General features: G+C 60.9%; 22 protein-coding genes. 15 read left to right on the forward strand and 7 right to left on the reverse strand.

The features are described 5' to 3' along the window. Positions 1 to 106: 106 nt before the first annotated feature. A complete protein-coding gene (locus tag ACWGS9_RS24680; protein WP_454507705.1) occupies positions 107 to 1,087 on the forward strand; it encodes a GlxA family transcriptional regulator in 981 nt (326 codons plus the stop codon). Positions 1,088 to 1,100: 13 nt separating this feature from the next. On the opposite strand, the gene ACWGS9_RS24685 is transcribed toward ACWGS9_RS24680, so the two are convergent. The 3 genes from ACWGS9_RS24685 to ACWGS9_RS24695 form a co-directional block, all read right to left on the reverse strand. Further along, positions 1,101 to 3,143: a hydantoinase/oxoprolinase N-terminal domain-containing protein gene (locus ACWGS9_RS24685; RefSeq protein ID WP_454507706.1), complete on the reverse strand. Its 2,043-nt coding sequence runs from the start codon at positions 3,141 to 3,143 to the stop codon at positions 1,101 to 1,103. A gap of 116 nt (positions 3,144 to 3,259) precedes the next feature. Continuing rightward, a complete protein-coding gene (locus ACWGS9_RS24690; RefSeq protein ID WP_454507707.1) occupies positions 3,260 to 4,069 on the reverse strand; it encodes an SDR family NAD(P)-dependent oxidoreductase in 810 nt (269 codons plus the stop codon). An 11-nt stretch (positions 4,070 to 4,080) separates the two neighbouring features. Continuing rightward, on the reverse strand, positions 4,081 to 4,908 hold the full coding sequence (locus ACWGS9_RS24695; RefSeq protein ID WP_454507708.1) for an SDR family NAD(P)-dependent oxidoreductase: 828 nt from the start codon (positions 4,906 to 4,908) through the stop codon (positions 4,081 to 4,083). 338 nt (positions 4,909 to 5,246) lie between these two features. Between ACWGS9_RS24695 and ACWGS9_RS24700 the strand changes: the two genes are divergently transcribed. The 5 genes from ACWGS9_RS24700 to ACWGS9_RS24720 all read left to right on the forward strand — a co-directional run bounded on the left by ACWGS9_RS24700 (position 5,247) and on the right by ACWGS9_RS24720 (position 9,144). Then, entirely contained in the window at positions 5,247 to 6,497 is a 1,251-nt protein-coding gene (locus ACWGS9_RS24700; protein ID WP_454507709.1) for a M24 family metallopeptidase, read from the forward strand. A 41-nt stretch (positions 6,498 to 6,538) separates the two neighbouring features. Then, the gene (locus ACWGS9_RS24705) at positions 6,539 to 7,033 is read left to right on the forward strand and encodes a response regulator (protein ID WP_454507710.1); all 495 of its coding nucleotides are present in this window, start codon (positions 6,539 to 6,541) and stop codon (positions 7,031 to 7,033) included. A 181-nt stretch (positions 7,034 to 7,214) separates the two neighbouring features. Then, positions 7,215 to 8,222, forward strand: a complete 1,008-nt coding sequence (locus ACWGS9_RS24710; protein WP_454507711.1) for a mandelate racemase/muconate lactonizing enzyme family protein — start codon at positions 7,215 to 7,217, stop codon at positions 8,220 to 8,222. A 148-nt stretch (positions 8,223 to 8,370) separates the two neighbouring features. After that, the gene (locus ACWGS9_RS24715) at positions 8,371 to 8,553 is read left to right on the forward strand and encodes a tautomerase family protein (RefSeq protein WP_354425889.1); all 183 of its coding nucleotides are present in this window, start codon (positions 8,371 to 8,373) and stop codon (positions 8,551 to 8,553) included. 237 nt (positions 8,554 to 8,790) lie between these two features. Further along, positions 8,791 to 9,144 (forward strand): SemiSWEET family sugar transporter, encoded by a 354-nt coding sequence (locus ACWGS9_RS24720; protein WP_454507712.1) that lies wholly within the window; start codon positions 8,791 to 8,793, stop codon positions 9,142 to 9,144. Between the two features lie 101 nt (positions 9,145 to 9,245). On the opposite strand, the gene ACWGS9_RS24725 is transcribed toward ACWGS9_RS24720, so the two are convergent. Genes ACWGS9_RS24725 through ACWGS9_RS24735 form a run of 3 tightly spaced genes read right to left on the reverse strand, consistent with a single transcriptional unit; the run spans position 9,246 to position 12,962 of the window. Continuing rightward, complete coding sequence (locus tag ACWGS9_RS24725) at positions 9,246 to 10,583, reverse strand: NAD(P)/FAD-dependent oxidoreductase (protein WP_454507713.1); 1,338 nt, start codon at positions 10,581 to 10,583, stop codon at positions 9,246 to 9,248. Positions 10,584 to 10,585: 2 nt separating this feature from the next. After that, a complete protein-coding gene (locus ACWGS9_RS24730; RefSeq protein ID WP_454507714.1) occupies positions 10,586 to 11,473 on the reverse strand; it encodes a dihydrodipicolinate synthase family protein in 888 nt (295 codons plus the stop codon). Position 11,474: 1 nt separating this feature from the next. Continuing rightward, on the reverse strand, positions 11,475 to 12,962 hold the full coding sequence (locus tag ACWGS9_RS24735) for an aldehyde dehydrogenase (RefSeq protein WP_454507715.1): 1,488 nt from the start codon (positions 12,960 to 12,962) through the stop codon (positions 11,475 to 11,477). Positions 12,963 to 13,896: 934 nt separating this feature from the next. Here ACWGS9_RS24735 and proX point away from each other — a divergent pair. From proX to ACWGS9_RS24765, 6 genes are all read left to right on the forward strand, one after another. Then, positions 13,897 to 14,874: a glycine betaine/L-proline ABC transporter substrate-binding protein ProX gene (proX, locus tag ACWGS9_RS24740; RefSeq protein ID WP_454507716.1), complete on the forward strand. Its 978-nt coding sequence runs from the start codon at positions 13,897 to 13,899 to the stop codon at positions 14,872 to 14,874. 223 nt (positions 14,875 to 15,097) lie between these two features. Continuing rightward, on the forward strand, positions 15,098 to 15,871 hold the full coding sequence (locus ACWGS9_RS24745) for an SDR family NAD(P)-dependent oxidoreductase (RefSeq protein WP_454507733.1): 774 nt from the start codon (positions 15,098 to 15,100) through the stop codon (positions 15,869 to 15,871). Positions 15,872 to 15,999: 128 nt separating this feature from the next. Beyond that, on the forward strand, positions 16,000 to 17,010 hold the full coding sequence (locus ACWGS9_RS24750; RefSeq protein ID WP_454507717.1) for a thiamine pyrophosphate-dependent dehydrogenase E1 component subunit alpha: 1,011 nt from the start codon (positions 16,000 to 16,002) through the stop codon (positions 17,008 to 17,010). Positions 17,011 to 17,033: 23 nt separating this feature from the next. After that, complete coding sequence (locus tag ACWGS9_RS24755; RefSeq protein WP_454507718.1) at positions 17,034 to 17,987, forward strand: alpha-ketoacid dehydrogenase subunit beta; 954 nt, start codon at positions 17,034 to 17,036, stop codon at positions 17,985 to 17,987. After that, on the forward strand, positions 17,984 to 18,220 hold the full coding sequence (locus ACWGS9_RS24760; RefSeq protein ID WP_454507719.1) for a biotin/lipoyl-containing protein: 237 nt from the start codon (positions 17,984 to 17,986) through the stop codon (positions 18,218 to 18,220). The genes ACWGS9_RS24755 and ACWGS9_RS24760 overlap by 4 nt, the downstream gene beginning before the upstream one ends. A gap of 242 nt (positions 18,221 to 18,462) precedes the next feature. After that, on the forward strand, positions 18,463 to 19,236 hold the full coding sequence (locus tag ACWGS9_RS24765) for an SDR family NAD(P)-dependent oxidoreductase (protein ID WP_454507720.1): 774 nt from the start codon (positions 18,463 to 18,465) through the stop codon (positions 19,234 to 19,236). A gap of 230 nt (positions 19,237 to 19,466) precedes the next feature. Here the strand turns inward: ACWGS9_RS24765 and ACWGS9_RS24770 are convergent, their stop codons facing one another. Next, entirely contained in the window at positions 19,467 to 20,300 is an 834-nt protein-coding gene (locus tag ACWGS9_RS24770; protein WP_454507721.1) for an HpcH/HpaI aldolase family protein, read from the reverse strand. Between the two features lie 846 nt (positions 20,301 to 21,146). Here ACWGS9_RS24770 and ACWGS9_RS24775 point away from each other — a divergent pair. The 3 genes from ACWGS9_RS24775 (at position 21,147) to ACWGS9_RS24785 (ending at position 24,579) form a co-directional block, all read left to right on the forward strand. Further along, the gene (locus ACWGS9_RS24775) at positions 21,147 to 22,289 is read left to right on the forward strand and encodes an amidohydrolase family protein (RefSeq protein ID WP_454507722.1); all 1,143 of its coding nucleotides are present in this window, start codon (positions 21,147 to 21,149) and stop codon (positions 22,287 to 22,289) included. Positions 22,290 to 22,302: 13 nt separating this feature from the next. Then, positions 22,303 to 22,761: a Rieske (2Fe-2S) protein gene (locus tag ACWGS9_RS24780; RefSeq protein WP_454507723.1), complete on the forward strand. Its 459-nt coding sequence runs from the start codon at positions 22,303 to 22,305 to the stop codon at positions 22,759 to 22,761. Positions 22,762 to 23,001: 240 nt separating this feature from the next. Then, complete coding sequence (locus ACWGS9_RS24785; protein ID WP_454507724.1) at positions 23,002 to 24,579, forward strand: ABC transporter substrate-binding protein; 1,578 nt, start codon at positions 23,002 to 23,004, stop codon at positions 24,577 to 24,579. The last annotated feature ends 9 nt before the right edge of the window (positions 24,580 to 24,588 follow it).

Genomic DNA, 24,588 nt, shown 5'->3' on the forward strand with positions numbered 1-24,588 from the left:
TAACCAGATCCGACGATCGCATGGACGAAATCCGATGAATGCTCCTGCCAACATCGCTGCTCTCAGATCACCGGTCACGCTCGACAATCCGGCCGAGGGCGGCCGAATGGAACTGCTGGTCCTGGTCCTGCCAGGGTTTTCGCATCTCGCGCTGCATGCGTTCCTCGAGCCGTTCCGAATTGCCAACACGGTATCGAGAATGGACCTTTTCCGCTGGCGGGTCGCAGGGCTCGATGCGGGAGCCGTTCGCGGCGCCAATGGGATTTCGATAGCAGTCGACACGACGATTGAGGAGCAGCAGGCCTGCTCGCAAAACCGCAAGCCGGATCACTTGGCAGTCGTTGCGGGCGAACCGGTGGAGCATCAGTTCACGCCACAGCTGAACAGCTTCTTGCGTGCGACCGCGCGTCACGGCGTTCCGGTGGCGGCGGTTGGGACAGCGACGTGGCTGCTCGCCCAGACGGGGCTTCTGACGGGTACGCGCTGCACGATCCATTGGTCGCGACTCGCTGCTTTCTCGGAGGTGTTCGCCCAGCCGCGGATCCGCGACACGCTGTTTGTCAGGGATGGCCAGTTCTCGACCTGCGCCGGCGAACTGGCGGCCTTTGATATGGCCGTCGACATGATTGCCAGCCATTCCGGCGCGTTCATCGCGCAGGAGGTGTGTCGCCACGCCGTCGTCGAAGGCCAACGGTCCGGGTCGAACCGCCAGACCGGGCCTTCAGGAATTGCCTTTGCAGGTGTCAGCGAAAAGTTGCTGATGGCAATGCGCATCATGGAGGAAAACATCGAAACGCCGCTCGGCATGGCCGAAGTCGCGCGACGCGCTGGCGTCTCCCGGCGCCAGCTGGAACGGTTGTTCTCCACGCAGGTCGGAATGCCGCCGGTACGCCAATATCTGCGTATTCGCGTGGATCATGCCAGGCGATTGATCGAAGGTACACGCCTGCCAATTATCGATGTCGCGATGGCCTGCGGATTCATTTCGCCATCGCATTTCGCCAAGTGCTTCAAGATCTTCAATGGTATCTCGCCGCAGAAATGTCGCTCGATGGTTCCGTCCTGGGTGGGACCCGGTCTCGGGTAGGCCGGTCTCGTCCCTAGATCTGGATGGCGGTTCTCGGCCTTCCCGACGCCACCGCGACCACATGCGCCTCGATGAACATGCGCTGGCCCTCGACGGTCGAGACCTTGAACTCGGTGGTGACGTCGATCTCGGCGCTGTCGGTGCCGGCATCTTTCGCGCGCTGGGCGGCGATCGCGCGCACGTCGGCTTCCGCCGCGGCGATCGCCTTCGCCTCGTCGGTGAAATCGCGCATCGTCTGGCCCGACGCCAGGCGGAAGAGGCCTTCCTGCGGCTGGCTGATGCGGGCCTCGGCCGAGACGCGCACCTGGCCGACCACGGCGCCGAGCGCGTTGGCGACGTCGGTGTCCTCCGGCACGATGCAGCCATTGCCGATCAGCGGCGGCAGGCCGGCATAGTGCAGCGGCGCCGAGGCGCCGAGGCCGATGACCGGACGGTCGAGCGCGACGGTGAAGCGGGCGATGCCGGGATGGGCGTCGACGGCGCGCTGCACCAGCGCATGCGCGACGGTCGCGGCGCCATCCAGCCCGTCCTCGGCGAAGGCGGTTTCGAGGATGTATTCGGCCGACCAGCGGGTCAGCGTCACGAGCACGCGCTCGGCGAGGATTTCGGGCGTCGCGGCGATCGCCTGGCCGCGGCCGTCGCGACGGCGGGCGAACAGCTCGGCGCCGAGGCGGGCGGTGGCCGCATCCCAGTTCGATTGCTTGCCGACCACATGGGCGGCGTCGGACGGCGTGAAGCCGCAGATGTGCACGAGGCCGCGCGACACCAGCCGGTTCAGCGTGGCGTTCTGGGCGTTGGACGAGAGCAGTCGGTCCAGCGCCAGCGGCACGGCGCCGATCGCCTCGTAGAGCTTACCTTCCGGCGCGGTGAGGCCGGCGGCGAGGCGATCCGGCACACCGGTGCGCACGGCGAAGCGCCCGTCCATGCGGCCGGGATTCGGCGCGCGCAGCTGGCGTTCCAGCTCGGCGGTGACCGCCTCTCCATGCGTCATGCCGGCCAGCGCCAGCGGCACCAGGCGGCGGGGGCCGAGCAAGATTTTCGGGTCGAGCGCGCCGTCCTCCAGCGCCACTTCGGAATCGCCGCCAAGGCCGAAGGTGCGCATGGCGACCGCTTCGACCATGGTGCGGAAACCGCCGACCGTGGCGCCTTCCGGATCGAGCCGCGGCCGGCCGCCATCCAGCACGGCGACGTCCGTGGTGGTGCCGCCGATGTCCGACACCATGGCGTCGTCCAGCCCGGTCATGTGGCGGGCGCCGACAAGGCTTGCGGCGGGGCCGGACAGGATCGTCTCGATCGGCCGCTGGCGGGCGAAGGCCGCCGAGACCAGCGCGCCGTCGCCGCGCACCACCATCAGGGGCGCGGCGATGCCGCGCTTGGCGAGGAAGCCTTCGGTCGCCGCGACCAGCCGGTCGATCATCGAGATCAGCCTGGCGTTGAGCAAAGCGGTGAGCGCGCGGCGCGGGCCGCCGAGCTTGGCCGAAAGCTCATGGCTGGCGGTCACCGGCAGGCCGGTCTTTTCGCGGATCAGGTCGCGGGCCGCCAGCTCATGCGCCGGATTGCGCGTGGCGAAATAGGCGCAGACGGCGAAACCCGACACCGAACGCCCAAGCTCCGGCAGCGCCGCCTCGAGGCCGGAAAGATCGAGCTTTGCCGCATTGCCATGCACGTCATGGCCGCCGGGGCAGAACACCACCGGATCGGTGCCCAAGGCCGTCTTCAGCCCGTCGCGGGCGAGGTCGGCCTCGGAAAAGCCGATCATGACCAGCGCCACGCGCCCGCCCTGGCCCTCAACCAGCGCGTTGGTGGCCAAGGTCGTCGACATCGAGACCAGTTTTATGGCCGCCGGGTTGGTAGAGGATTTCTCCAGCACCGCGTCGACCGCGCCGGAAATGCCGACGGCGAGGTCGTGGCGCGTGGTCAGCGACTTGGCCTTGGCCAGCACCTTGCCTTTGTTTGATCCGTCTTGGGGCCCGCCCTCCTCCGACCACAGCACCGCATCGGTGTAGGTGCCGCCGGTGTCGATGCCGAGGAAAAGAGGTTTTGGCTTGGCGGTCATTTAGGATGGGTCGGTTGGGTCGCCTCGGCCGGGTGAGAGCGACCCGGCCGCATCGTAAAGTCGATCGTCAGGTTGGGGGCGCAGCGAACCCCTATCCGCCGAGGAAGTCAGTACACCTATGCCCGCGACGCCGTCAGCTTCGACCTGAATTCCTCGTCCAGTATGGCGGGGAGGGAAATCTTCTTGGTTCTCGCGCCATCGACGGAGACCATCTCGCCGCTGACGAAGCTCGATTCCTCGCTGACCAGCCAGAGCACGGCATTGGCGATTTCCCTTGGGGCGCCAATCCTGCCCACCGGGTGGAGATAGCCGAGCTCGCGCTCGATCAGGCCGCGGTCAGGATGCATCTCGACATAGGCACGGTTGAGGTCGGTGTCGATCCAGCCGGGACAGACGGTGTTGCATCGTATGCCGTCCGGTCCGAGGTCGACCGATAGCCCGAGCGTCAAGCCATGCACGCCCGCCTTGGTGGCGGCGTAGGCGGTATGCCAGGGGTTGACCATGTAGCCCTCGACGGAGCCGATATTGACGATCGCCGCCGAGCCGATACGCCGCATCTCGGGGACGACGTATTTGGTCATGAGGAATGGGCCGCGAAGATTGACGGCCATCAGCCTGTCCCAATCCTCGGCGGTCTGGTCGTCGATCGACTTGTGCATGACCAGGCCGGCATTGTTGATGAGGATGTCGATCCTGCCGAAGCGCTCCAGCACCTGGTCGACGAATGCGCGAATTGACGCCTCGTCGGTAACGTCGAGAACAAGGAACGAAAGCTTTCCGGCCTTGCCGGCATCAGCGCGTCCCTGAACCAGATCGCCCACGGCAACCATGGCGCCTTCGTCCGCCAGCCTCTCGGCGATCGCACGCCCGATGCCCTGATTGCCGCCGGTGACGATGGCAACCTTGCCTTCCAACCGATTACCCAAGAATTCCTCCCTTATCCAGCCGTGAAGCCGCCGTCGATCGGCACTGCAACCCCGGTGATGTGCCTTGCTTCCTCGCTTGCCAGAAACAGGGTCAGGCTCGCAATTTCCTGCGGGGTCGCGACGCGGCCCTGTGGGCTGGAATCAATGTTCCGTTGCAACACCTCGGCCGAGGTGACAAGCGTGCGATGTGCCGACACCAGCATGGGTGTGTCTACCGCGCCCGGACAGACGGCATTGATACTGATCTGCTCCTTGGCGTGATCGAGCGCCATGGCCTGCGTCAGGGATACGACTGCGCCCTTCGAGGCGCAATAGGCCACGAGCCCGGGACACCCGACCAGGCCAACGTTGGAGGATATGTTGACGATGCTGCCGCCGCCGGACGTCCTCATGGTTTTCACTGCGGCCCGGCTGAAATAGAACACACTGTTGAGGTTGGCCTCGAAAGTCTCGCGCCACTCCTCGTCCGATGTGTCGATGGCGTTTCCACGGCGGATAATGCCCGCGCCGTTGACTAGCACGCTGACTTTTCCGAACCTTGTCACGGTGGACTGAACAACTTGGTCGGCGAAGCCCGAATCGGCCACATCGCCGAGCATCAATTCGGCCTGGCCGCCGTGCTGTCTGATCGAGTCCAGCACCTTCTGGCCACGCTTGAGATCGCGGCCGACCAGCATCAGCGACGCACCGGTCGCGGCGAAGGCTTCCGCGACCGCTTGCCCAATTCCCGATGTGGCGCCAGTGACGATTACCACCTTGTTCGAATGTGTCATCAACATGCCTGTCAGGTGATGGGCAGCCCGATGTTTCGCCTGGCCCGATTTCCGTTGAATCCGCATAGCGCTTGTGCCTTCCCTTTCGCAAGCAACCAAAAAATCATGCGGCGGACAAGCTGAAGTTATCGCCGCGCTACAGCAGGTTCGAGCGTCGCAATGCATCGGGGGGGGGCCCCGCAATTTGTTCATCCCCGAGGTAGGCGAGAAGTAACGAACTGTACGATATGGTCACGAGGCCTGGCCGCTCTACCATGACCCTGAATTATGCAGCCAGCATTAATACTCATTTGAGGACGAGCACGCGCTCGCCTATAGATTGGTTTCCGGTCGATGGTCCGTCAACGTAGTCTCCCGTTGCGGAGAACGCGATTAAAAGGCCGCAACTAGAGGGACGAAGTCGAATGAGCGAAGACAGGCTCCTGTCGTCAACTCCCGACGGCTTTGTCCTCAATGATAGCTGGAGCGACCTGCGCCAGTTTAGGCCCATGCCGGACATAGACTTCAAACGGCTTGATCACTATCGCAAGGGACGGCTGCGAGCCGCGATGCGCCAGGCAGACGTCGCTATGTGCGTCCTTGTCAGTCCAATCACCATTCGTTATGCCGTGGACTACAGTTCCTATCCGTTGTTTCAGTCCCATATCCCCGTCACGTACCTCTTCCTGCCGCTCGATGGGCCGATCACTCTTCACCAGGGCACGGCTGGCCACCGATCATCCGCCGACCGGGCGAGGGCAGGCCGGCCGATTTCGTTTTTTGAAGGCGGCAACGAATTGGCGGAGGGCGCGAGGCTGCTTGCCGATGACATCGTCGGGTTCCTGAGCGAGATCGGCACGACCAACCACAAAATCGCTGTGGAGTACGTCAACCCGAGCCTGACACAGGCCCTTCTGCAGCGCGGATTGGCGGTCATCGACGCCGTCGACATCGTCGAAGGCGCCCGGGTCATCAAGTCGGAAGACGAAATCGCGTGCATGCGATGGGCATGCGCCGTCGCCGAGCACGGTATCGCCCGCATGCAGGAAGCCATGGCGCCAGGCGTCACCGAAGCCCAACTATGGGGCATTCTCAACTATACCAATCTGGCCAATCACGGCGGCTGGCACGAAGGGCGCATGCTGGCCTCCGGGCCACGGATCAATCCCTGGCTTCAGGAAGCCACCCAACGCGTCATCGAACCGGGCGATCTGGTTGGATTCGACACCGACATGGTGGGCCCGTTCGGATATTTCTGTGACATCTCGCGGACCTTTTACTGCGGGAAGGACCGTCCGACGCCCCGGCAGCGCCAGCTCTATCGTTACGCCTATGATGAGTTGCAGACCAACATGAAGTTGATACGTCCCGGCCTCAGCATGCGGGCCCTGCAGGAATCGGCCTGGCCCGTGCCGGAGGAGTTCCGTGCGCAGGCCTACAGCTGCCTGATCCACGGGGTGGGGATGTGCGACGAGTATCCGCAGGTCAAGCCTTCGTTCCGTGGCCCGGTGGCCTATGACGCGACGCTTGAGGCCGGGATGGTGATTTGCGTTGAAAGCTATATCGGGGCAGTCGGCGAGCGCGACGGCGTGAAGCTCGAGGAGCAGCTGCTCGTCACTTCCGACGGCTCCGAACTCATGTCGAATTATCCCTTTGACGAACGTCTCCTGGACTAGGAACATGCTCCCAAAGGGACGAAGCCTTCGGAGGCCGGCAGATGCCCGAATTGGAAGAACAGAAACTCCCGGGTCGCGAAATCCTGATAGCAGACGACGACAGCACCGTCGCCTCCTGCCTGAAGCAGGCGCTCGGCGCTGAAGGCGCGAAAATTGTCTGTCCGTGGGATTCGATCGAGGATCTTCTCGATATGGTGATGTCCTCGCGGCCAATAGACGGCGCCGTACTCAGCCTGAGCCTGCACGGGGAGGAGACATTCGTCGCCGCCGAAAACCTTGCCCGTCGTCATATCCCGTTCGTGTTTTTGAAAGGCAGCAACGCGCCGGAAGTGCCTGATCATTTCGAGGGCGCCACCGTGCTGGAGAAGTCCTGCGATGCCGCCGACATCGTCCAGCATATGAAAACGATCATAGTGACGATCGCGGGCCTAGCGGCCCTCGCGGATAACGACGTGCAGACTTGCCTTCTTGCGGCAGCAATGGGTCTTGCAGGCTGCTCAGCGGTCATGACCCCTGGTTATCGAGCAGCCGATTAATACTCATTTGAAGTGCGCGGCCGCTCGGCGTTATCTCAAGCCAATACCTTTTGAAGCAATCGAAGGCTCTTCGGGCCGGAAGCGGGCGACGGCGAGACTGCCAGGCCGGTTCCGAACCGGTTGCGGCGAGGTGGTGACGGGACGTTCTCTTGGACCGCGTGAACGGGCTGGACAGGGCAGGATGGAAATAAGGCGCATTCGGGTTTTCAACAAGAGCCCGCCTGTTCCCGGAAGCAAGGTCACCATCGGACAGGCGACGCTTTCCGCGCTCGATTCCACCATCGTACAGGTGATCTCGTCCACTGGCGTGGTCGGCTGGGGCGAGACATGCCCCATCGGTCCGACCTACGCGCCAAGCCACACGCTTGGAGCCCGCGCCGCGATCATGGAGATGGGCCCAGGCCTGATCGGAGCGCCGCTCAGCCCCGTTCTTCTTCACCGCAGGATGAACGTGCTGCTCAACGGGCATTCTTATGCGAAGGCGGCCTTTGACATTGCAGCACACGATCTGATCGGCAGGCAGACGGGAATGCGTGTGGCCGACCTTTTGGGAGGTGCTGCGACCGAGCGTGTCCCCTTCTGCTTCTTCATCGGCGTGGGCAATGCCGACGAAGTCGTCCGATCCGTCAGGGAGGCGCAGGCAGGCGGATACGTACGCATTCAGACAAAGATCGGCGGACGTCCAGTCGACGAGGATATCGAGGTGATCCGCAAGGTCGCGGAGATCTTGAAAAAGGGCATGCGCTGGGCCGTCGACGGCAACAGAAGCCTGACCATGCGCGACACGATCCTGCTCAGCCAGCAATGCAGGGACGTACCGTTCGTTCTCGAGCAGCCCTGCAACACGCTGGAGGAAATCGCCGCCGTCCGTCCGGCGGTGCAGCATCCGATCTATATCGACGAAAGCGGCGCCGACCTCAGTACGGTTGTCCAGGCGGCCGGCAAGGGTCTTTGCGATGGCTTCGGGATGAAGGTGACGCGGATCGGCGGGTTGAAGCCGATGGCGACGTTCCGGGATATCTGCGAAGCTCGTTCGCTGCCCCATACCAGTGATGACAGCTGGGGAGGCGATATCACCGGCGCGGCTTGCGTTCATCTTGGAGCCACGGTGAGGCCAAATTTGTTTGCAGCTGGGTCAACAAGATCTCTGACGAAAGTCACTACGACCCTGACAATCCAATTCGCGTGACGGATGGCCACGTTCTCCTCCCGACGGGCCCCGGCCTGGGGCTGGAGGTCGATGCGGCCATGTTCGGTGCACCCATCGCAGAGTTCTAAGCGCGGCAAGCCGCGCCAGCATTGACGATCCAACCGGCATAATGACGAAGGAGTATGACATGCCCGTTATTCACATCGAGACCTTCAAGGCGGATGACGACAAGAAGGAGAATCTGGCCGCTGAAATCACGAAGCTGTTCTGCGACAAGATGAATCTGAGACCGGAGCAGATCCACGTTGTTTTCGATGAGTATGAGCCGAGCAACTGGGCGACCGGCGGCAAGCTCTGGTCCAGGATGTGAAGCTCCGCCGCGCCACAATCATTTTAAGGAACGCCTCATTCGGCCGTCGCAGTTGAAGGAGGTTGTGGACCTGGCGCCACTGAGCGCGCTTCATGCCGTGACAACCCGCCGGTGGCGCGGCGATATCGAGATGACGCAGTGTCTCGCGCGGCAGGTCCGCGGCTACAAGCCGGTCGCTCCGCTTCGCCTGGTAGACACGCGAAAGGGCAAGATGTCACCACCCTTGGCAAGCCAGTCATGAATTGGGATTCCGTTATCGGTTGCCTGGCGGCGCTATGTTCCGTGACGTCATATACGCCGCAAGCCTGGAAGATCATCAAGACACGGGACACCGGCAGCATATCGGCACCGATGTACGCCATCAACGTCGTCGGGTTTGCGCTGTGGCTCACCTTCGGGATCCTCAAGAACGAATGGTCCCTCATCATCACCAACGTGCTGATCCTGGCGCTTTCGGCCTTCATACTTCTCATGACGCTTCTTCCCCGCGCCAAGAAAGAGGCCGTGGCGGATGCGCTCGACCTCACTGCATTCGATGCTTCGCCTTCGGCCGGCCGACCTGACGCGTCCGATCCGGACGATCCGAAATGACACGTCCTTGACATCAAAGCGCCTTTCGACGCGCCATGAGAGAGGAACGCCAGCTGGCATTCGAGATCAGGGCGGATTGGAGCTCGCTGCGGCTCCCGCCGCTATTCGCGCCCGGCCCGCCACTCACGCATTGCAAGGTTGAAGCGGGCACCCACTTCGACGAGCGGCTTTGGCGGCAGTTTTTTCGGCTTGTCGAACGCGCGGAATATGTCTCCGAGCGGGGACCGGTGACCGACGACGAGCTCCGCAGTTGCGATGCCCGCGGCCGTGGCCTTGGTCCCTCCGATGCCGTTGCAGGCGCAGGCGCAGAAGATGCGCTCCTCCAGTTCGCCGAATAGCGGCACCGTGTTCCTGGTAAGCGCCATGGCGCCCGCCCAGCGGAACTGGAATTTCAGGTGCCGATGGTCAGGAAATCGGTCGGCGAACTTGCGGTCGTGAAGCTTGCTCGCGCCCTTCATCGAGCCCGCGCTTACTTCGATGCTTGGAATATAGCTGTAGCGCGAGCGGATGAGGATCCTGTCACCCTCAGCCCCGTTGATGCGTCTGACCGTCGTCCCCATGGGGGCGGCCGGCGTTGCTCCCCATTTCCTCAGCCCGCTAAGCGCCGAGGGGGCAAAGGACTCCGTCAAGGATGCGTAAGTGAAGACGTGGAGGAGCTCACCGCTTCCGAAGCCGAAGCTTTCAGCATGCCCGTTCGTCGCCAGGATCACCTTGTCGGCTCTTATCTCGCCCTTGGGCGTCTTGACCTTGCACCCGCCCGGCGAGGTTTCGATGGAGAGCGCCGGTGTCCGTTCGAACAGCTTGACGGAGGACCCCTCGAAGAACTTCGCAATGCCCCGCACCAGCGCAACCGGCTGGATCATGGCAGCCCCTGGTGTGAAGAGGCCCGCCTTGAAGGAACGCGTGCCCGTGACCTCGGCTGTCTGGGCCGCGTCAAGCAACTTATGGGCTTCGCCTAATGCCTTCAGCTTGGATGAATATGTCGTCAGATGCTCCTTGCCGGCGTCGGTCATGGCTACGCTGTACTTGCCGCTCGGATCGAAGACGTCTCTGTCCCAGCCATTGGTATGTGCCAGCCGCGCATAGAGCTGGATGGCACTGCGCGCCACCGTGATCTCGTTGCGGCTCTTGGTGGCGGCGTCGACCCCGAAATTGCCCGACGATATGTCGTGCGGCAGGTCTATGAGGAAACCGGAGTTGCGGCCGCTGGCCCCATTGCCCACGACATCGGCGTCGATGACCGCCACGGAAAGGGCAGGGTCGAGCTCGATCAGCCGCGTGGCCGCGGCCAATCCAGCGAAGCCGGCGCCGATCACGACCACATCGGTCGTGATGGCGCGATCGAGCTCCGGCGTCGGGATCCTTGGCGCTAGCAGTGCCGCCCAGCCTGGTTCCACACCATGCGCCGGCAGCCGGCGGGCGCGAAAGGTCTTGCCCATGCTCACGCGGCTTCCCGCTCAGCCAGGCCGCGCAGGACCTGCCGCAGTGCCGCGATACGCTCCGACGACAACGAGCCGAACGGCTTGCGTGCCGCCCCGCAGCCATAGCCGGTGATCTCCGCTGCCGCATACACGTGCTGGACGTAGTCGCCTTCCCAAAGCAGGGACATCAGCGGCTCGAGCTGGCGCCAGATCGACTGGACGTCGTCCCACCGTTTTTCCCTGGCAGCCTTAGTGATCGCAACGCAGGTCCGCGGCGCAATGTTGGCGCCGCCCCAGATCAGGCCCGAGCAACCGGCAAACAGGGAAAAGGGAACGAGCGGATCGGCCCCGTTGATGACACCGAGCCCGGTGCCGATCAGGCGGACCTGCGAGATCAGGTCGCCGCTGCTGTCTTTCACGGCGCGGAACTCGGGCAATTCGCAGAGCTTGCGCAGCAAGCCAGGGGTGATGCGTACGCCGACGGCCTGGGGCACGTTGTATCCGATGATTGGCAGCCCGACCTTGGCTACCTCGGCATAGAAGTTGAAGATGCTCTCGTCGTCCGACGGGCCTTCGAAGAAGGGCGGCAGCACCATCACGCCATCGGCGCCGGCATCCTTGGCGGCCTTTGTTCTTGTCACGACATCGGCCGTCAGCAGCGCCGAAGTCTGGGCAATCACCTTGGCTCGTCCGGCAACCAGTCGCGCGCCGCGCTCGACGACGGATCTCGATTCCTCAGGCGTCAGATAGACATGCATGCCCGTGCCGGAACTGAACACGAAACCATCGACGCCTGCGGCCAGATAGCGCTCGATCAGGTTCTCGAAACGCCCGAAATCGACCTGTCCGCTTGCGTCGAACGGCGTCGTGATTGCCAGGTTGAGACCAGGAAATGCAAATGCCGACATATCAAATCCCTTCTTCGGAGCTGCTCAGGTCGACCCAAAGGGTCTTGGTCTGGCAATATTGATCGTGCGCGTGGATGGACTTGTCGCGGCCACCGAAGCCCGATTGCTTGTAGCCGCCGAACGGCGTGGCGGCGTCGCCCTCACCGTAGCAGTTGACCGTGACCGTGCCTGCCCTTATCGCGCGGGCGGCCCGAAGCGCCTTCGTGCCGTCGCCGGCGAAGACCGAGGCCGCAAGGCCATATTCGGTCTGATTGGCCAGCGAGACAGCTTCCGCGAGCGAATCGACCGGAATGACCGAGAGGATCGGACCGAAGATCTCTTCGCGGATTTGCTTACCCTCATGGCGGGAAAATTCGATGATCGTCGGTTCGATCGTCGTGCCGCCGACGACCTTCCCGCCCACCACGACCTTGCCATCGTTTTTCAGGTAGCTGCTCACCTTGTCGAAATGAACGGTTGAAACCAGCGGGCCGATGCGGGTCTCAGGGGCAAGCGGATCGCCCACGGTCCAGGTCTTTGCGACCTCCGCCAGCTTCTCAAGCAGCTGGTCCTTCACCGCTCTGTGCACGAACAGGCGAGAGATGGCCGAGCAGTTCTGGCCGACGTTCCAGAACGCGCCGTTGCAGATGTGGGCCGCCACGGCATCGAGGTTGCGAACATCGTCCATGACGATGCAGGGATTCTTGCCGCCCATCTCGAGGACGACTTCCTTGAGATTGCTCTCCGAGGAGTATTTGAGGAAGCGGCGGCCGGTCTCGGTAGAGCCGGTGAAGGAAATCGCGTCGATATCGGCATGGCGGCCGATCGGTTCGCCGACATCTGGACCATCGCCGGTCACCACGTTGAAGACGCCGGCAGGGATCCCTGCTTCCAACGCAAGCTCGGCGACCCGCAATGTGGTTAGCGATGTCTCTTCAGCAGGCTTGACCACGACGGTGCAGCCCGCTGCAAGCGCGGGGCCGATCTTCCAGGCGAGCATGAGAAGCGGGAAATTCCAGGGAAGAACGATGCCCACGACGCCGATCGGCTCGCGCACGATGAGGCCTAATGAAGAATCGTTTGCCGGCGAGACCTGGTCGTAGATCTTGTCGATGGCCTCGGCATGCCATCTGAGGCTGTTGACCGCCTCTGGCACGTCGATGTTGATGCAATCCGTGATCGTCTTGCCGCTGTCGATGCTCTCCATCAGCGCCAGCTCGAGCGCATTTTCCTCGATCACGGAGGCGAGCCTCAGAAGCACCTGCTTGCGGTTGGCCGGCGTCAGCTTCGACCAGCGCCCGTCCTCGAAGGCCTGCCTTGCGGCGGCAACAGCGCTGTCGACATCGGCGGCCGAGCCCGCGGGGATTTCTGCCAGGACCTTGCCTGTCGCCGGGTTGACGGTGGGATATGTCTTGCCGGAATGCGCCGCGACCGGCTTTCCGTTGACGATCATGCTGGTCGGCAACCTGATGGATTGTGCCTGCGCCTTGTAATCGACTGTGCCGTGCATTCCTCTTCTCCTCTGGTATCACTGGTGACCAACACGACAAGACTATCGGCGAGCATTCTCGATGCGGCCGGTCGAGACCTCGTCTGAAGACCGAAAGGTCAGCCCACCGCGACGTCGCTCGATCGATAGACGCTTTCCATAGCCGCCGCACCGGGCCACCGGATGCGGATACCTGCCTGCTCGGCCAGCCGTTCTCCTTGTGCCGACGCGACGGAGCAAAGCCCGCTCGAGCCATCGCAACGTCGGGCTAGCTATAGGCAGCAGGTGCCCGTACTTCAAATGAGTATTAATGGGGGTCGAGATAACCAGGAGTCATAGACTTTCGATCCTCCCAGCCTGGTCCATTGCGCTGGGGTGTGACTTTGGCCAGGCAAGCGCCAGCCGGTCGTGGCGCGCTCTCGCTGGGAGCGCGCGGTGACAAGTAAGCCAGGCAGGCAGGTCGTTGCCGAAATCTCTCTGTGACGGACCGCCGAAATGTGCGCAGTTTGCGTTTTGCGACGCAGGCTTTCAGCGAACTCTCGGCGCGCAATCCGGGAATTCCTCTGCTGCAAGGCGGCCCGGCCAACCAGACGTCGTCAGAAGGCCAGCTCCGGGGCAGGGGGCAGGCTCGGTCGCGAACTCCGCTGCACTGGCGCGCCTGAGAGGCAATGATTGGTCTCGGCGTCGAGCTATACTGCGGTCCAGGTCAGGCCCTCGCGTTTACTATCATGACCTGTCGTTATGGTGCCACGCACAAAAACTGATTTGCGCTCGCCAATGTTATCGATGAGCATGAATGCCAGCACTTCAAGTGCAGTCTGTCCCCAGGCTCGCTACCGGCGAGGGCAACCATCTTGGGACGCAGGCCAAGATTCCGACGGAGATTGTCCAGTCGGAGGAAAAACAAAGCTGATGAGACCCGAGCATCGTGCCCGAAGGTCGAGGGAGAACAAGGATGAAATTCAAGATTGCTGTTGCAACGCTCGCTATTGTAGCCGGCGCCACGCTGTCGGCTCGCGCCGAACAAGTCAAATATGGCTGGATCGGCGGCGTCAATGAAGAGCTTTTCCAGGGCTATCTCGTAAGAGACGGCCTGCGCGAGCTGGGCTTCGACGTCGAGGAGCAGCCCGAACAGGTCCAGGTTACGCTGGCCTATACCGCTGTCGCCTCCGGCGACCTGCAGTTCTACCCGGCGTTCTGGACGCCGCTCCACGATGCCTTCTGGAAAGGCGCCGGCGGGGCCGACAAGCTTACGCCAGTCGGCACGCTCGTCCATGGCGACATCCAGGGATACCTGATCGACAAGAAGACCGCCGATGCGACCGGGATCAAATATCTCGAGGACTTGAAGGACCCGGAAAAGGCAAAACTGTTCGACATCGACGGCAACGGAAAAGCCGATCTCTTCGGCTGTGACCCGGGTTGGGGTTGCGAGCGCATGATCGAGCATCAGCTCGACGCTTATGGGCTGCGCGACACCGTCGAGCACAAGCAAGGCGGCTATTTCGCTATCATGGCGGACGCGATCGAACGCATCAAGGAAGGCAAGCCGACGCTCTACTACACGTGGATCCCCGGCTGGATCGCCGGTGTGCTGATCCCTGGTAAGGATGTGACCTGGCTGAACGTCAAGTCGACCAAGCTTCCAGATGGCCAGACCGGCAGCACGGAAATCGAAGGCCTCGGCAATCTCGGCTGGCCGGTCAACGATACGAAGGTCATGGCAAACTCCGAATGGCTGAAGGCCAATCCATCGGCAAAGAAGTTCCTGGAAGAACTTGCCATTCCGGTGGAGGACGTTACCGCCGAGAACAAGCTGATCTATCAGGGAGAGAAAAACCCCGATCAGATCGCCAAGCATGCCACCGACTGGATCGCTGCCCACAAGACCCAATGGGACAAGTGGATCGCCGACGCCAAGGCCGCGAAGTAATGCGATGACTGTAGGGCCGGCTCCGCCGGCCCTACACCCCTGCGAACTATTTCCGTAGCTCGAGCGCAAGACCGGCGCCATGGCATGGCGCTATCATCCAACAAGGATGGCGGGCACCGGAACCGCCAATACTGCCGAGCCGATCAGCTCGAACCCCGCGACGCTTCTTCAGGTCGGATCGGCTGTGAGGCGAAAGACCCGCAATGATAGGAGACGAATTGGAATGAACTACCTGGATCGATTTTCCCTGGCGGGCAAGCGCGCCATCGTCACCGGCGGCGCCCGCGGTATCGGTCTGGAAATCTGTCGGGCACTTGGACAGGCAGGCGCAGCCATTGTTCTTGCCGATCTGGATGAAGCCGCCGCGCGTTCCGCTGCCGAAAACCTGAAGGGCGAAGGCCTGGAGGTCGTCCATCGGACGATCGACGTGACGAGGTCAGCCGATGTCACTTCGCTGGCCGACGAGCTCAACGCTGAGCGTCCCGTCGACATCCTGGTCAACAATGCCGGGATAGGTCCCAAGGCTGAGGCGCTCGACACCCTGGACGAGGTGTGGTCGAAGACAATGAACGTCAACGCCGACGCGCCCTTCTGGTGTTCGCGCGCTTTCGGCCGCCACATGACCGCCCGGGGCGCCGGCAACATCGTCAACATCGGCTCCATGTGCGGCCTGATCGTGACCCAGCCGCAAAACAACACCTGCTATATCGCGAGCAAGGGCGCGCTTCACATGATGACCAAGTCCCTGGCCTGCGCCTGGGCCAAATTCAACGTGCGCGTCAACGCCGTTGCGCCCGGCTACATAGCCACGGATATGCTCGATCGCTTCAAGACCGACAATGCCGTATGGCATGACCGCTGGATTCAACAGACCCCACTAGGTCGCATGGGAACACCCGAGGAAATCGCTTCTGCTGTGCTTTATCTTGCCAGCGACGCTGCCAGCTTTTGCACGGGCACGATCCTGTCGGCCGATGGTGGATATACCGCGTTGTAGTCCACTGGCTGACTCGGGTCCCGACGGTCATCCGTTGGCCAAGTCAGCAAGACAGGCTTGTGTGTTCTCTACGATCGGATGTCACAGCATAAGCTATGACAAAAAGAAGTCTCGCGCGGAGGTAATCGATGTCGAACATTCTGCCACCCCAGCTGGCGCGGAAGATGTATTCCGATATGTTTAGGATCCGGCAGTTCGACACCAAGGTGGTGGAACTTGTCGACGATGACCTCATTCCGGGCAGCTGCCACGAATATTGTGGCCAAGAGGCCGTCGCGGTCGGTGTCTGCAGTGCATTGACCGAAAAGGACATCCTAACGAGTACCCACAGGGGGCATGGCCACACGCTGGCGAAGGGAGGCGACGTCGGAAAGATGTTCGCGGAGCTTTTCGGCAAGTCCACCGGCTACAACAGGGGCCGAGGTGGCTCCATGCATATTGCCGATGTCGCCCTGGGTATTTACGGCGCGAATGGAATTGTCGGCGCCGGAGCTCCAATCGCCTGCGGCGCGGCTCACAAGTTCAAGGCGGCCGGCGAGCCGCATGTCGCGGTGTCGTTCTTCGGCGACGGAGCGATAAATCAGGGCGTCGTCCACGAAGCGATGAACCTGGCGGCCATCTGGCGCCTGCCGGTCATCTTTGTCTGCGAGAACAACCTCTACGCAATGACCACGCCGCTTCGCGATGTGACCATCCTGGAACTTTATGAGCGCGCGCAATCCTATGGGATGGCGAGCACGAAAGTCGACGGCATGGACGTAGGCGCGGTGTTCGAAGCGAGCCTTTCTGCTGTCGAGCGCGCCAGGTCCGGTAAGGGACCGAGCTTCCTTCAATGCGATACCTACAGGTATTTTGGCCACTACTCCGGCGAACGTCACATGAAAACGAATTACAGGACCCAAGAGGAAATCGATGAGTGGAAAAAACGGGACCCGCTGGATATTTGGGCCGAACGTCTGATCGCAGCTTCAATCTGCTCCTCGCAGGACATCGAGCACATGAGAAAAGAGATTGATGATCAGATTGCAGAAGCGGTCGAATACGCGCGCCAATGCCCAACGCCATCCCCGCAGGACGCGCTCGAATACATGTATGCGGTGAACTACCCCTACACCCCGGCCACGGGAGCAGAGCAGTGAGACAGCTTCGTTTCCTTCAGGCCATGAACGAGGCCTACCGGCAGGTCATGGCCGAAGACGCCTCCGTCATGATCCTCGGCGAGGACATCAGGGGCGGCATTCGAGGCGAAACCAAAGGCGTGCATGCCGCCTATGGCGACGACCGTGTCCTGGATACCCCGATCTCGGAAGCAGCCTTCACTGGCTTCGCCACCGGCGCGGCGCTGGCGGGCTTGCGCCCGATCGTCCAGTTCCAGGTGCCGTCACTGATCTATGTAGCCTTCGATCAACTGGTCAACCAGGCGGCAAAGATGCGGCTGATGCTGGGCGGCCAGGCGGACCTACCGATTACGTACACCATCATGGTTTCTGGCACGAGGGGCGGCAATGCCGGCCAACACTCCGACAACCCTTATCCATATCTGGTCCACGCTGGCTTCAAAGTTGTGTGCCCGTCAACAGCTTACGATGCCAAGGGGCTGATGATCCAGGCAATCCGCGAGCAGGATCCAGTCGTCTTCATCGCGTCCGCGATGTCTCTGCCTCAAAAAGGCGAAGTACCGGAGGAGATCTATACGGTGCCGCTGGGCAAGGGGCGGGTCAGGCGGCCCGGAACGGACGTGACGGTTGTCGCTGTGGGACATCTCGTCCCCGAGGCGCTCGCGGTGGCGGAGTCATTGTCCGAAAAGCAGGGCATCAGCGTGGAAGTCTGGGACCCCCGCACGCTACTGCCCTTTGATCGCGACGGGCTGCTTGAGAGCGTGCGCAAGACCGGGCGCGTCGTCATCTATGACGACACGAACCGCAGCTGCGGCTACGCCTCCGAAATAAGCGCGGTTCTGGGTGAACATGCATTCTCGTCCCTGGTCGCGCCCATAAAGCGCATCACGCGTGCCGACATCCCGCTGCCCTATAATCCCGACCTCGAGGCCGCGGTCCTGCCTTCTCCAAAGCAACTGGAAAAGGCGATCTGCTCTGTATGGAGTTATTCCAAATGATCGGTATCAAAATTCCCAAAATGGGCGCGGCGACCGTCGAGGTCGATCTCACGAAATGGCACGTTTCGGAAGGCTCGACGGTCTCACCGGGCCAGATCATCGCGGAAGTGGAATCCGAAAAGACGACGATCGAGATCGAGGTGCAGCACGCAGGTGTGATTGAGGAGATCTGCGTTCCCGAAGGCGCCTCGACCCAAGTGGGAGCGGTCATCTGTCGGCTCCGCCCGACCTGATCGAAAGGCGTGCCGGTCGGGACGATGGCTCTTTGCTGCAAACATCAGCTTTAGTGGGTCGACCCCGGTCGTTGGCGCATCCTTCGTTTGAGCAAGCTTCGCGATGCTTGCCGCGGCACGGTCTGCTGGCGAAAGACGCACAACCGAAGAGAGCGTCAGTCGCAGCTTTTGCTATTGGCGGAGTCATCGAAGGCCGGCAATGGTTCCCTCGACAAGTCCTTTCTGAAGCATTGGAGCTGGGCATGCAAAAACCTGATCAGAAAACCTTGGTCGACGGACTTGATCTCAAGGACCAGATCGCAGTGGTGACTGGCGCCGCCGGCGGAATCGGAATGGCAATCGCCCGGATGTTTTATCAGGCTGGCGCAAGATTGGCGTTGGCCGATTTCGACGAAAGGAGCTTGTCAAGGTTCGCGGCCGAACTGGACGACACTGGAGAACGCGTTGTAGCCGTCATGTACGATGCGACAAAACCGTCAGACGCCGACACCCTGGTCTCAGAATGCATAGAGCGGTTCGGGCACCTAGATCACCTTATTCCGGCGGCGGGGATATTCGAAGACCAGCCTTTTGCGGAAATGACCGACGAGCAGTGGCGGCGGACAATGTCTGTCAATCTGGACGGCGTCTTTTATGTATGCAGGCGAGCCATCCCCTTCATCAGGCCCGGTGGTTCCATCGTGACCATATCGTCAGGCGCGGCGCACGCAGGGTCGCCGGGGCATGTACATTATTCAGCCTCCAAAGGGGCGGTTTTGGCGTTTACAAAATCATTGGCGAAGGAACTGGCCCCGAAAATCCGGGTCAATACGGTGTCCCCGGGGGCGATCGATACGCCGATGATTGACGACTATATGAAGAAGAACGGCGCCAAGTGGATTGCATGCACCCCTGCCGGCCGCGTTGGAACGGTGCTGGAAGTGGCAAATGCCGTCTTATTCCTGTGCAGTGACGCCTCCAGCTACACGTTCGGCCAGGCGATCCATGTGAACGGTGGCTCGTTTATGGGCGGTTAGCGTGCCAGCTGACGCGGCAACCATTGGGCATAACGGCGATGGAGCGCTCAACCGCCGCTTTCTTAGGGCTCTTCCTTTCAGGGGCAGACTGTTTTCTGCCGAGCCCCATGGGCTATGTGGCAGCTCTGGTTGAACATCCAGCGTTTGCTAGCGTTTTTTAAGGGCTGCCCCCTGGGGGCTGGCGTTTTCGTGTTTCGAGCGGCTTGAAATAAACCGACGTCGCGCAGATGTTATTGTTTTACGACATCATTCGCGTCCACAGCCTCCAATTTGGATGGACCAACGAGCGGTCTATTAACTATAAACGCGTCGTGGAAATCTTTCGCTACAGCGCGGCCGCCGTCTAGTACGAAGCTAGAGTCCGCTCCATAGGTGAACAAGCTGAGACCAAGCTCTCGGAGGCGCGTGATATCGTCTATGGATGCCACATCGATACCTGATGCAATGCCGTGCTTCTTAGCAGCAGCCGCGACCGCCCGACATGCATCCAGCAACTCAGGCGTGAGTCTTCCCGGTTCCATACCAAAGGAAAGGGCAAGGTCTGCTGGACCAATGAAGAGCGCATCGACACCCCGCGTCGAGGCTATGTCGTCCAGATTATTGAGAGCCTCTCGTGTTTCAATCTGGAGCACTACGGCCAGGCTAGAGTTCGAATCCCTGCGATACTCAGCATCTCTTTGGTAGTAGTTCGATGCTCTCCACGCTCCAGATCCGCGCTTTCCCGCAGGCGGATATTTTGCGGACGCTACTGCTTCGATGGCCTCTGCGCCTGAGTTTACCATTGGCACCATGATGCCGTTCGCACCGTGGTCTAGTGCGGCTTTAATAAGTTCGATCCTGTTCCAAGAGACCCTGTAGAGTACGGGCATGCCGTATCGTTCGGTCGCAGGCAGGATATCTAAGAGGCCGTTGGGCGGAATGGGCGCATGCTCGCCATCGACCAGAAGGAAATCCAGTTTTGTTTGTGCTAGCGTCTCTGCGACGATCACATGCGGAATGTGCATCCAGGCGCCGATTTGCGGTTTTCCTGACCTGATCGTTTTAGCGAACGAGTTTCCTGCCATTTTCATAAGTCCTTCGCGTAGCCTGAGCCGTAAGTCGTGGTCCGCAACGACCCGCCCCCGGAATGCGTTCGTTCCAAGCTGGCAGGAAGCTTAAACGGGGGCGAGTAGCGCTGCCGCGCATCCAGTCATTCGTGCGACGATGGCAGCTTTGTCAGCCCGGTGAAATATACAGTTTGCGCAGAAGTTGGCCATCACACCAACGCTGTGTTTGCCCTGATCAGAGCCGCGCTCCGGCGAAAGGTTGGTATCGGCGCGGGTCCGTTCACGGTAGGCGGCTAGCGCCGCCGGACAGGAGAGCGCCTCCTTGGACGCAATTTAAGGCCGCGGCCAGCTTCCGGCTCTGCCGAGCGAGGGTGGTCGAGCGCTTCTTCGCTTGGCTCAATCGCAACACACCTAACGAAGGATTGCGAGGGCATCATCGCAGCGGACGAAGTCCTGCTCCTCGCCCCTCAACAATGCTGCGCGTCCGACGCCTGACCCGCCATGACTGAGTTCGAATCTGAGGCTTGACCGAAACACTGAACTGTCTGGTGGGTAAGCGGCCTTGAGCATCTAGGCCTGCGCGGCCGGAGGCCAGAAGCATGCGACGGCGTCCGCGAGACTGTGATGCTGTGCTGGATTAGGAGAGGACGCCACAGGTCGTACGTCCACGACCGCAAACTGACGATCTGCGCCCCAGCAGTGATTGCCTCAGAGGAAGTTGCCCTGCATCAAAGGCGAGCGTTCGCACTGGTGTAATGGCCAACTTCTGCGCAAACTGTATATTTCACCGAGCTGACAAAGCTGCCATCGTCCTGACAAGCACACTCGCTTGCATGCGCTTCACGCTTCCGATTGAGAACACGAATGGAGGAAAAGATGAATTCCGGGCTAGTCACGAGCAGTCGGAAGAAACTCACAATTGTGGACACGGATGTCCATCACTGCTACCGGACAAAATCGGAACTGTTTCCTTATCTCACCAAATTCAATGCTGAGCGTTTTGAGGAGTGGGGGTTCGGCGGCATCGAGATTGACCCTCATGCCTCCAGTGGGGGCTATCACGGAACTCGCGTAGATTTTGAAGCGCAACAGAATGGGGAAATATTAGGCAGTAATGGCGACGCGCAGAGTTGCGGCAAGCTATTGCTCGACGCGCACGGCATCGATTTGGGCCTTCTTACTGGCGGTCCGGCGCAAATCGCGAGCGCGCTCGCCGACGTTGACTATGGCAGTGCTCTGTGCCGTGCATTCAACGACTACTCAATGGAGCATTGGATCGCCAAGGATCCGAGATTTAGGCTTAATCTCGCGATCAACTCGCAGGATCCTTTAGGGGCAGCGGCTGAGATCGATAGGCTTGGCTCGCATCCTTCTGTTTGCGGTGTCATGCTCAGTTGTGGCGCACCTAGGCCCTTTGGCCAGCGCTTTTATCATCCGATATATGAAGCATGCGCCCGGCACGGGCTGGCGGTAACGATGCATTTCGGCTCAGAGGGCACGGGCATAAATCCGCCGCCCTCGCCGGCCGGATGGCCAAGCTACTATATAGAGATGCGTCTGCTGCGCCCGCCGTCTTATGCCGTCCATCTGGCGAGCTTCATTTTCGAAGGTGTGTTCGAAAAGTTTCCGACCTTGAAAGTAGCCATGGTGGAAAGCGGATTTGCCTGGGTGGTGCCGTTGATGTGGAAGATGGATCTCGACTGGAAAGGACTTCGTCGGTGGACTCCATGGGTGAAAAGGCTGCCGAGTGAGTACTTGGTGGATCATATTCGTTTCGGGACCCAGCCATTGGACGAGCCAGCCGATCCGGAAGCAATAAAGCACATCATCAAGTGGATTGATGGTTCACGGACGCTGATGTTTGCGAGTGACTTCCCGCACTGGGATTCGGATGATCCGATGATGACGCTATCCGATCAGCCAGAGGATTTGCGGCGACGCATCTTCGCGGAGAATGCGATCGAGACTTACAAACTTTCGTTACCAGCAATGTCTCAAGCCGCATAGGGAGCAGGCACCGGTGCCTAAGAAATACGAAGTTTGTTACGCGGATGAGATCCCGGTTGGCGGGCGACGCATCGTCAACATAGCAGGACGGAGTGTCGGGATATTCAACGTCAACAACGAATACTATGCCGTTCGCAACAGTTGCCCACACAAAGCAGCGCCCCTCTGTAGAGGAATTATCGATGGAGTGGTCAAAGGCGCGACGCCAGGAGAGTTCGAGTACGAACAAGAAGGCGAAATAATTAGATGTCCATGGCATGGCTGGGAGTTCGCGATCAAAACGGGCCAGTCGGTGTTCAACCCACATAAGGTTTGGGTGCGTGGCTATCCTGTGAGTGTGGAGGTGAAGGTCTCAAACTGCGCCACGGCCGAAGCGGGTAGCTCTGAGGAGGATCCATCGGTAGACACCTATCGTGTGTCGGTCGAGGAAACCAGCGGAAGCAGTCGACCTACTCTCTACATTCACCTTTGAATGGAGGGCTAACTGCTTCGGCTGTGATCTCGGCGGAGGAGCGAAGCGGTTTCGCTATCTGCCTCTTGTTCGAGCCGGAACATGCTGGGTGCGATCGAAAGGAGCTCGTCCGCATGGAAGGCCATCGCTTCCAACCGTTCGGCGGCGGCAATTAACCGCCGATCTTGCGGCGTCGGCAGCTAGGCAACTGGTGCCGATAGCAGAGAATAAACCAAGAAAGCATGGCAAAGGGGAACTACGATGAAAGAACTTGATTTTCTCAGTGAGCGCGTCGCGAAGGGAAAGCTGTCTCGACGCGACTTTTTAGGTCGGGCCGCGGCACTCGGCATCAGTGCAGGGTTTGCCAACAACCTGCTTGCTACGGCCGCAAGAGCCGGGGGACCCGTCAAGGGCGGATTGCTCAAAGCTGGGCTGCAAGGTGGAGCGGCGACGGACAGCCTCGATCCAGTTCTCATGACCGATGCACTTCAATTTATCTTCAGCCGCCAGTGGGGCGAAACGGTTGTTGAGCTGGACGCAGAAAGAAAAGTGCAGCCGGCACTCGCGGAGGAATGGGGCCCCTCGAAGGACGCCAAAGTCTGGACCTTTAAGATCCGCAAGGGCGTGCATTTCCATGACGGAAAGGAAATGACGCCCGCCGACGTGCTTGCCACCGTCGAGCGCCATGCCGGCCCCAATTCGAAATCCGGCGCGCTCCCACTTTTGCAGGGCATCGACAAAATGGCCGTCGACGGCCAGAACCTGGTCTTCAGGCTCAAAGAAGCCAATGCCGAATTTCCGTTTTTCATGACTGCACACCAAGTGGTTATCCAGCCGAATGGCGGCAACGACAACCCGACCGCCGGCATCGGAACCGGGCCCTACAAGGTCACCGTCCACGATGCCGGCGTTCGATCTGGGGGTGAAAGGTTCGCAGATTACTGGCGCCACGACCGCGGCTTTGCCGATCAGATCGAGATTGTCGTCATCAACGACGGGACAGCCCGCAACTCCGCCTTGCAAAGCGGGCAGGTCCATATGATCAACCGAGTCGATCCGAAGGTCGTCGAACTGCTAAAGCGCTTCCCTGCCATCGCCATCCGCAATGCTAGCAGCCGTGGCCACTATATGTTTGAATGCCAATGTGACACGGCGCCTGTCGACAACAACGACCTGCGGCTAGCGCTAAAATATGCCATCGACCGCGAGGAGATGGTCCAGAAGATCCTGGGGGGCTATGGCTCCGTCGGCAATGACACCCCGATCAGCAAGACCTATTCGCTGTTTACCGAGATGGAGCAGCGCAAGTACGATCCGGACAAGGCGGCCTTCCATTACAAGAAGTCCGGGCACTCGGGATCGGTGCTGCTTAACACGTCCGACGTCGGCTTCCCCGGCGCGGTGGAAGCTGCTCAGCTATACCAAGCGAGCGCGGCCAAGGCGGGCATCACCATCGAGGTGAAGCGCAATCCGGGCGACAGCTACTGGTCGGAATACGACAAAATGCCCTTCAAGGCTAGCTATTTTGGCGGCCGTCCGACCCAGGACATGACGTATTCCCTCATGTACCAATCTAAAGCGCCATGGAACGGGACCCACTTTTCCAACGAGAAGTTCGACCAGATGCTGGTCCAGGCCCGTGGTGAACTCGATGCCGGCAAGCGTAAGAAGCTCTATGCCGACATGAGCCAGATCGTCCGCGACGAGGGCGGCGCGATCCTCCCGATGTTCAACGACTTCATCGATGCCACAGGGCCGCAGGTTGGCGGCTGGGCTACAGATGGCAACCAGGAGCTTATGGGCGGCTACGCGCTGTCCAAATGCTGGCTCCAGGCCTGAGGCCGTACG

It is taken from the genome of Mesorhizobium sp. Arg314 (assembly GCF_053714275.1).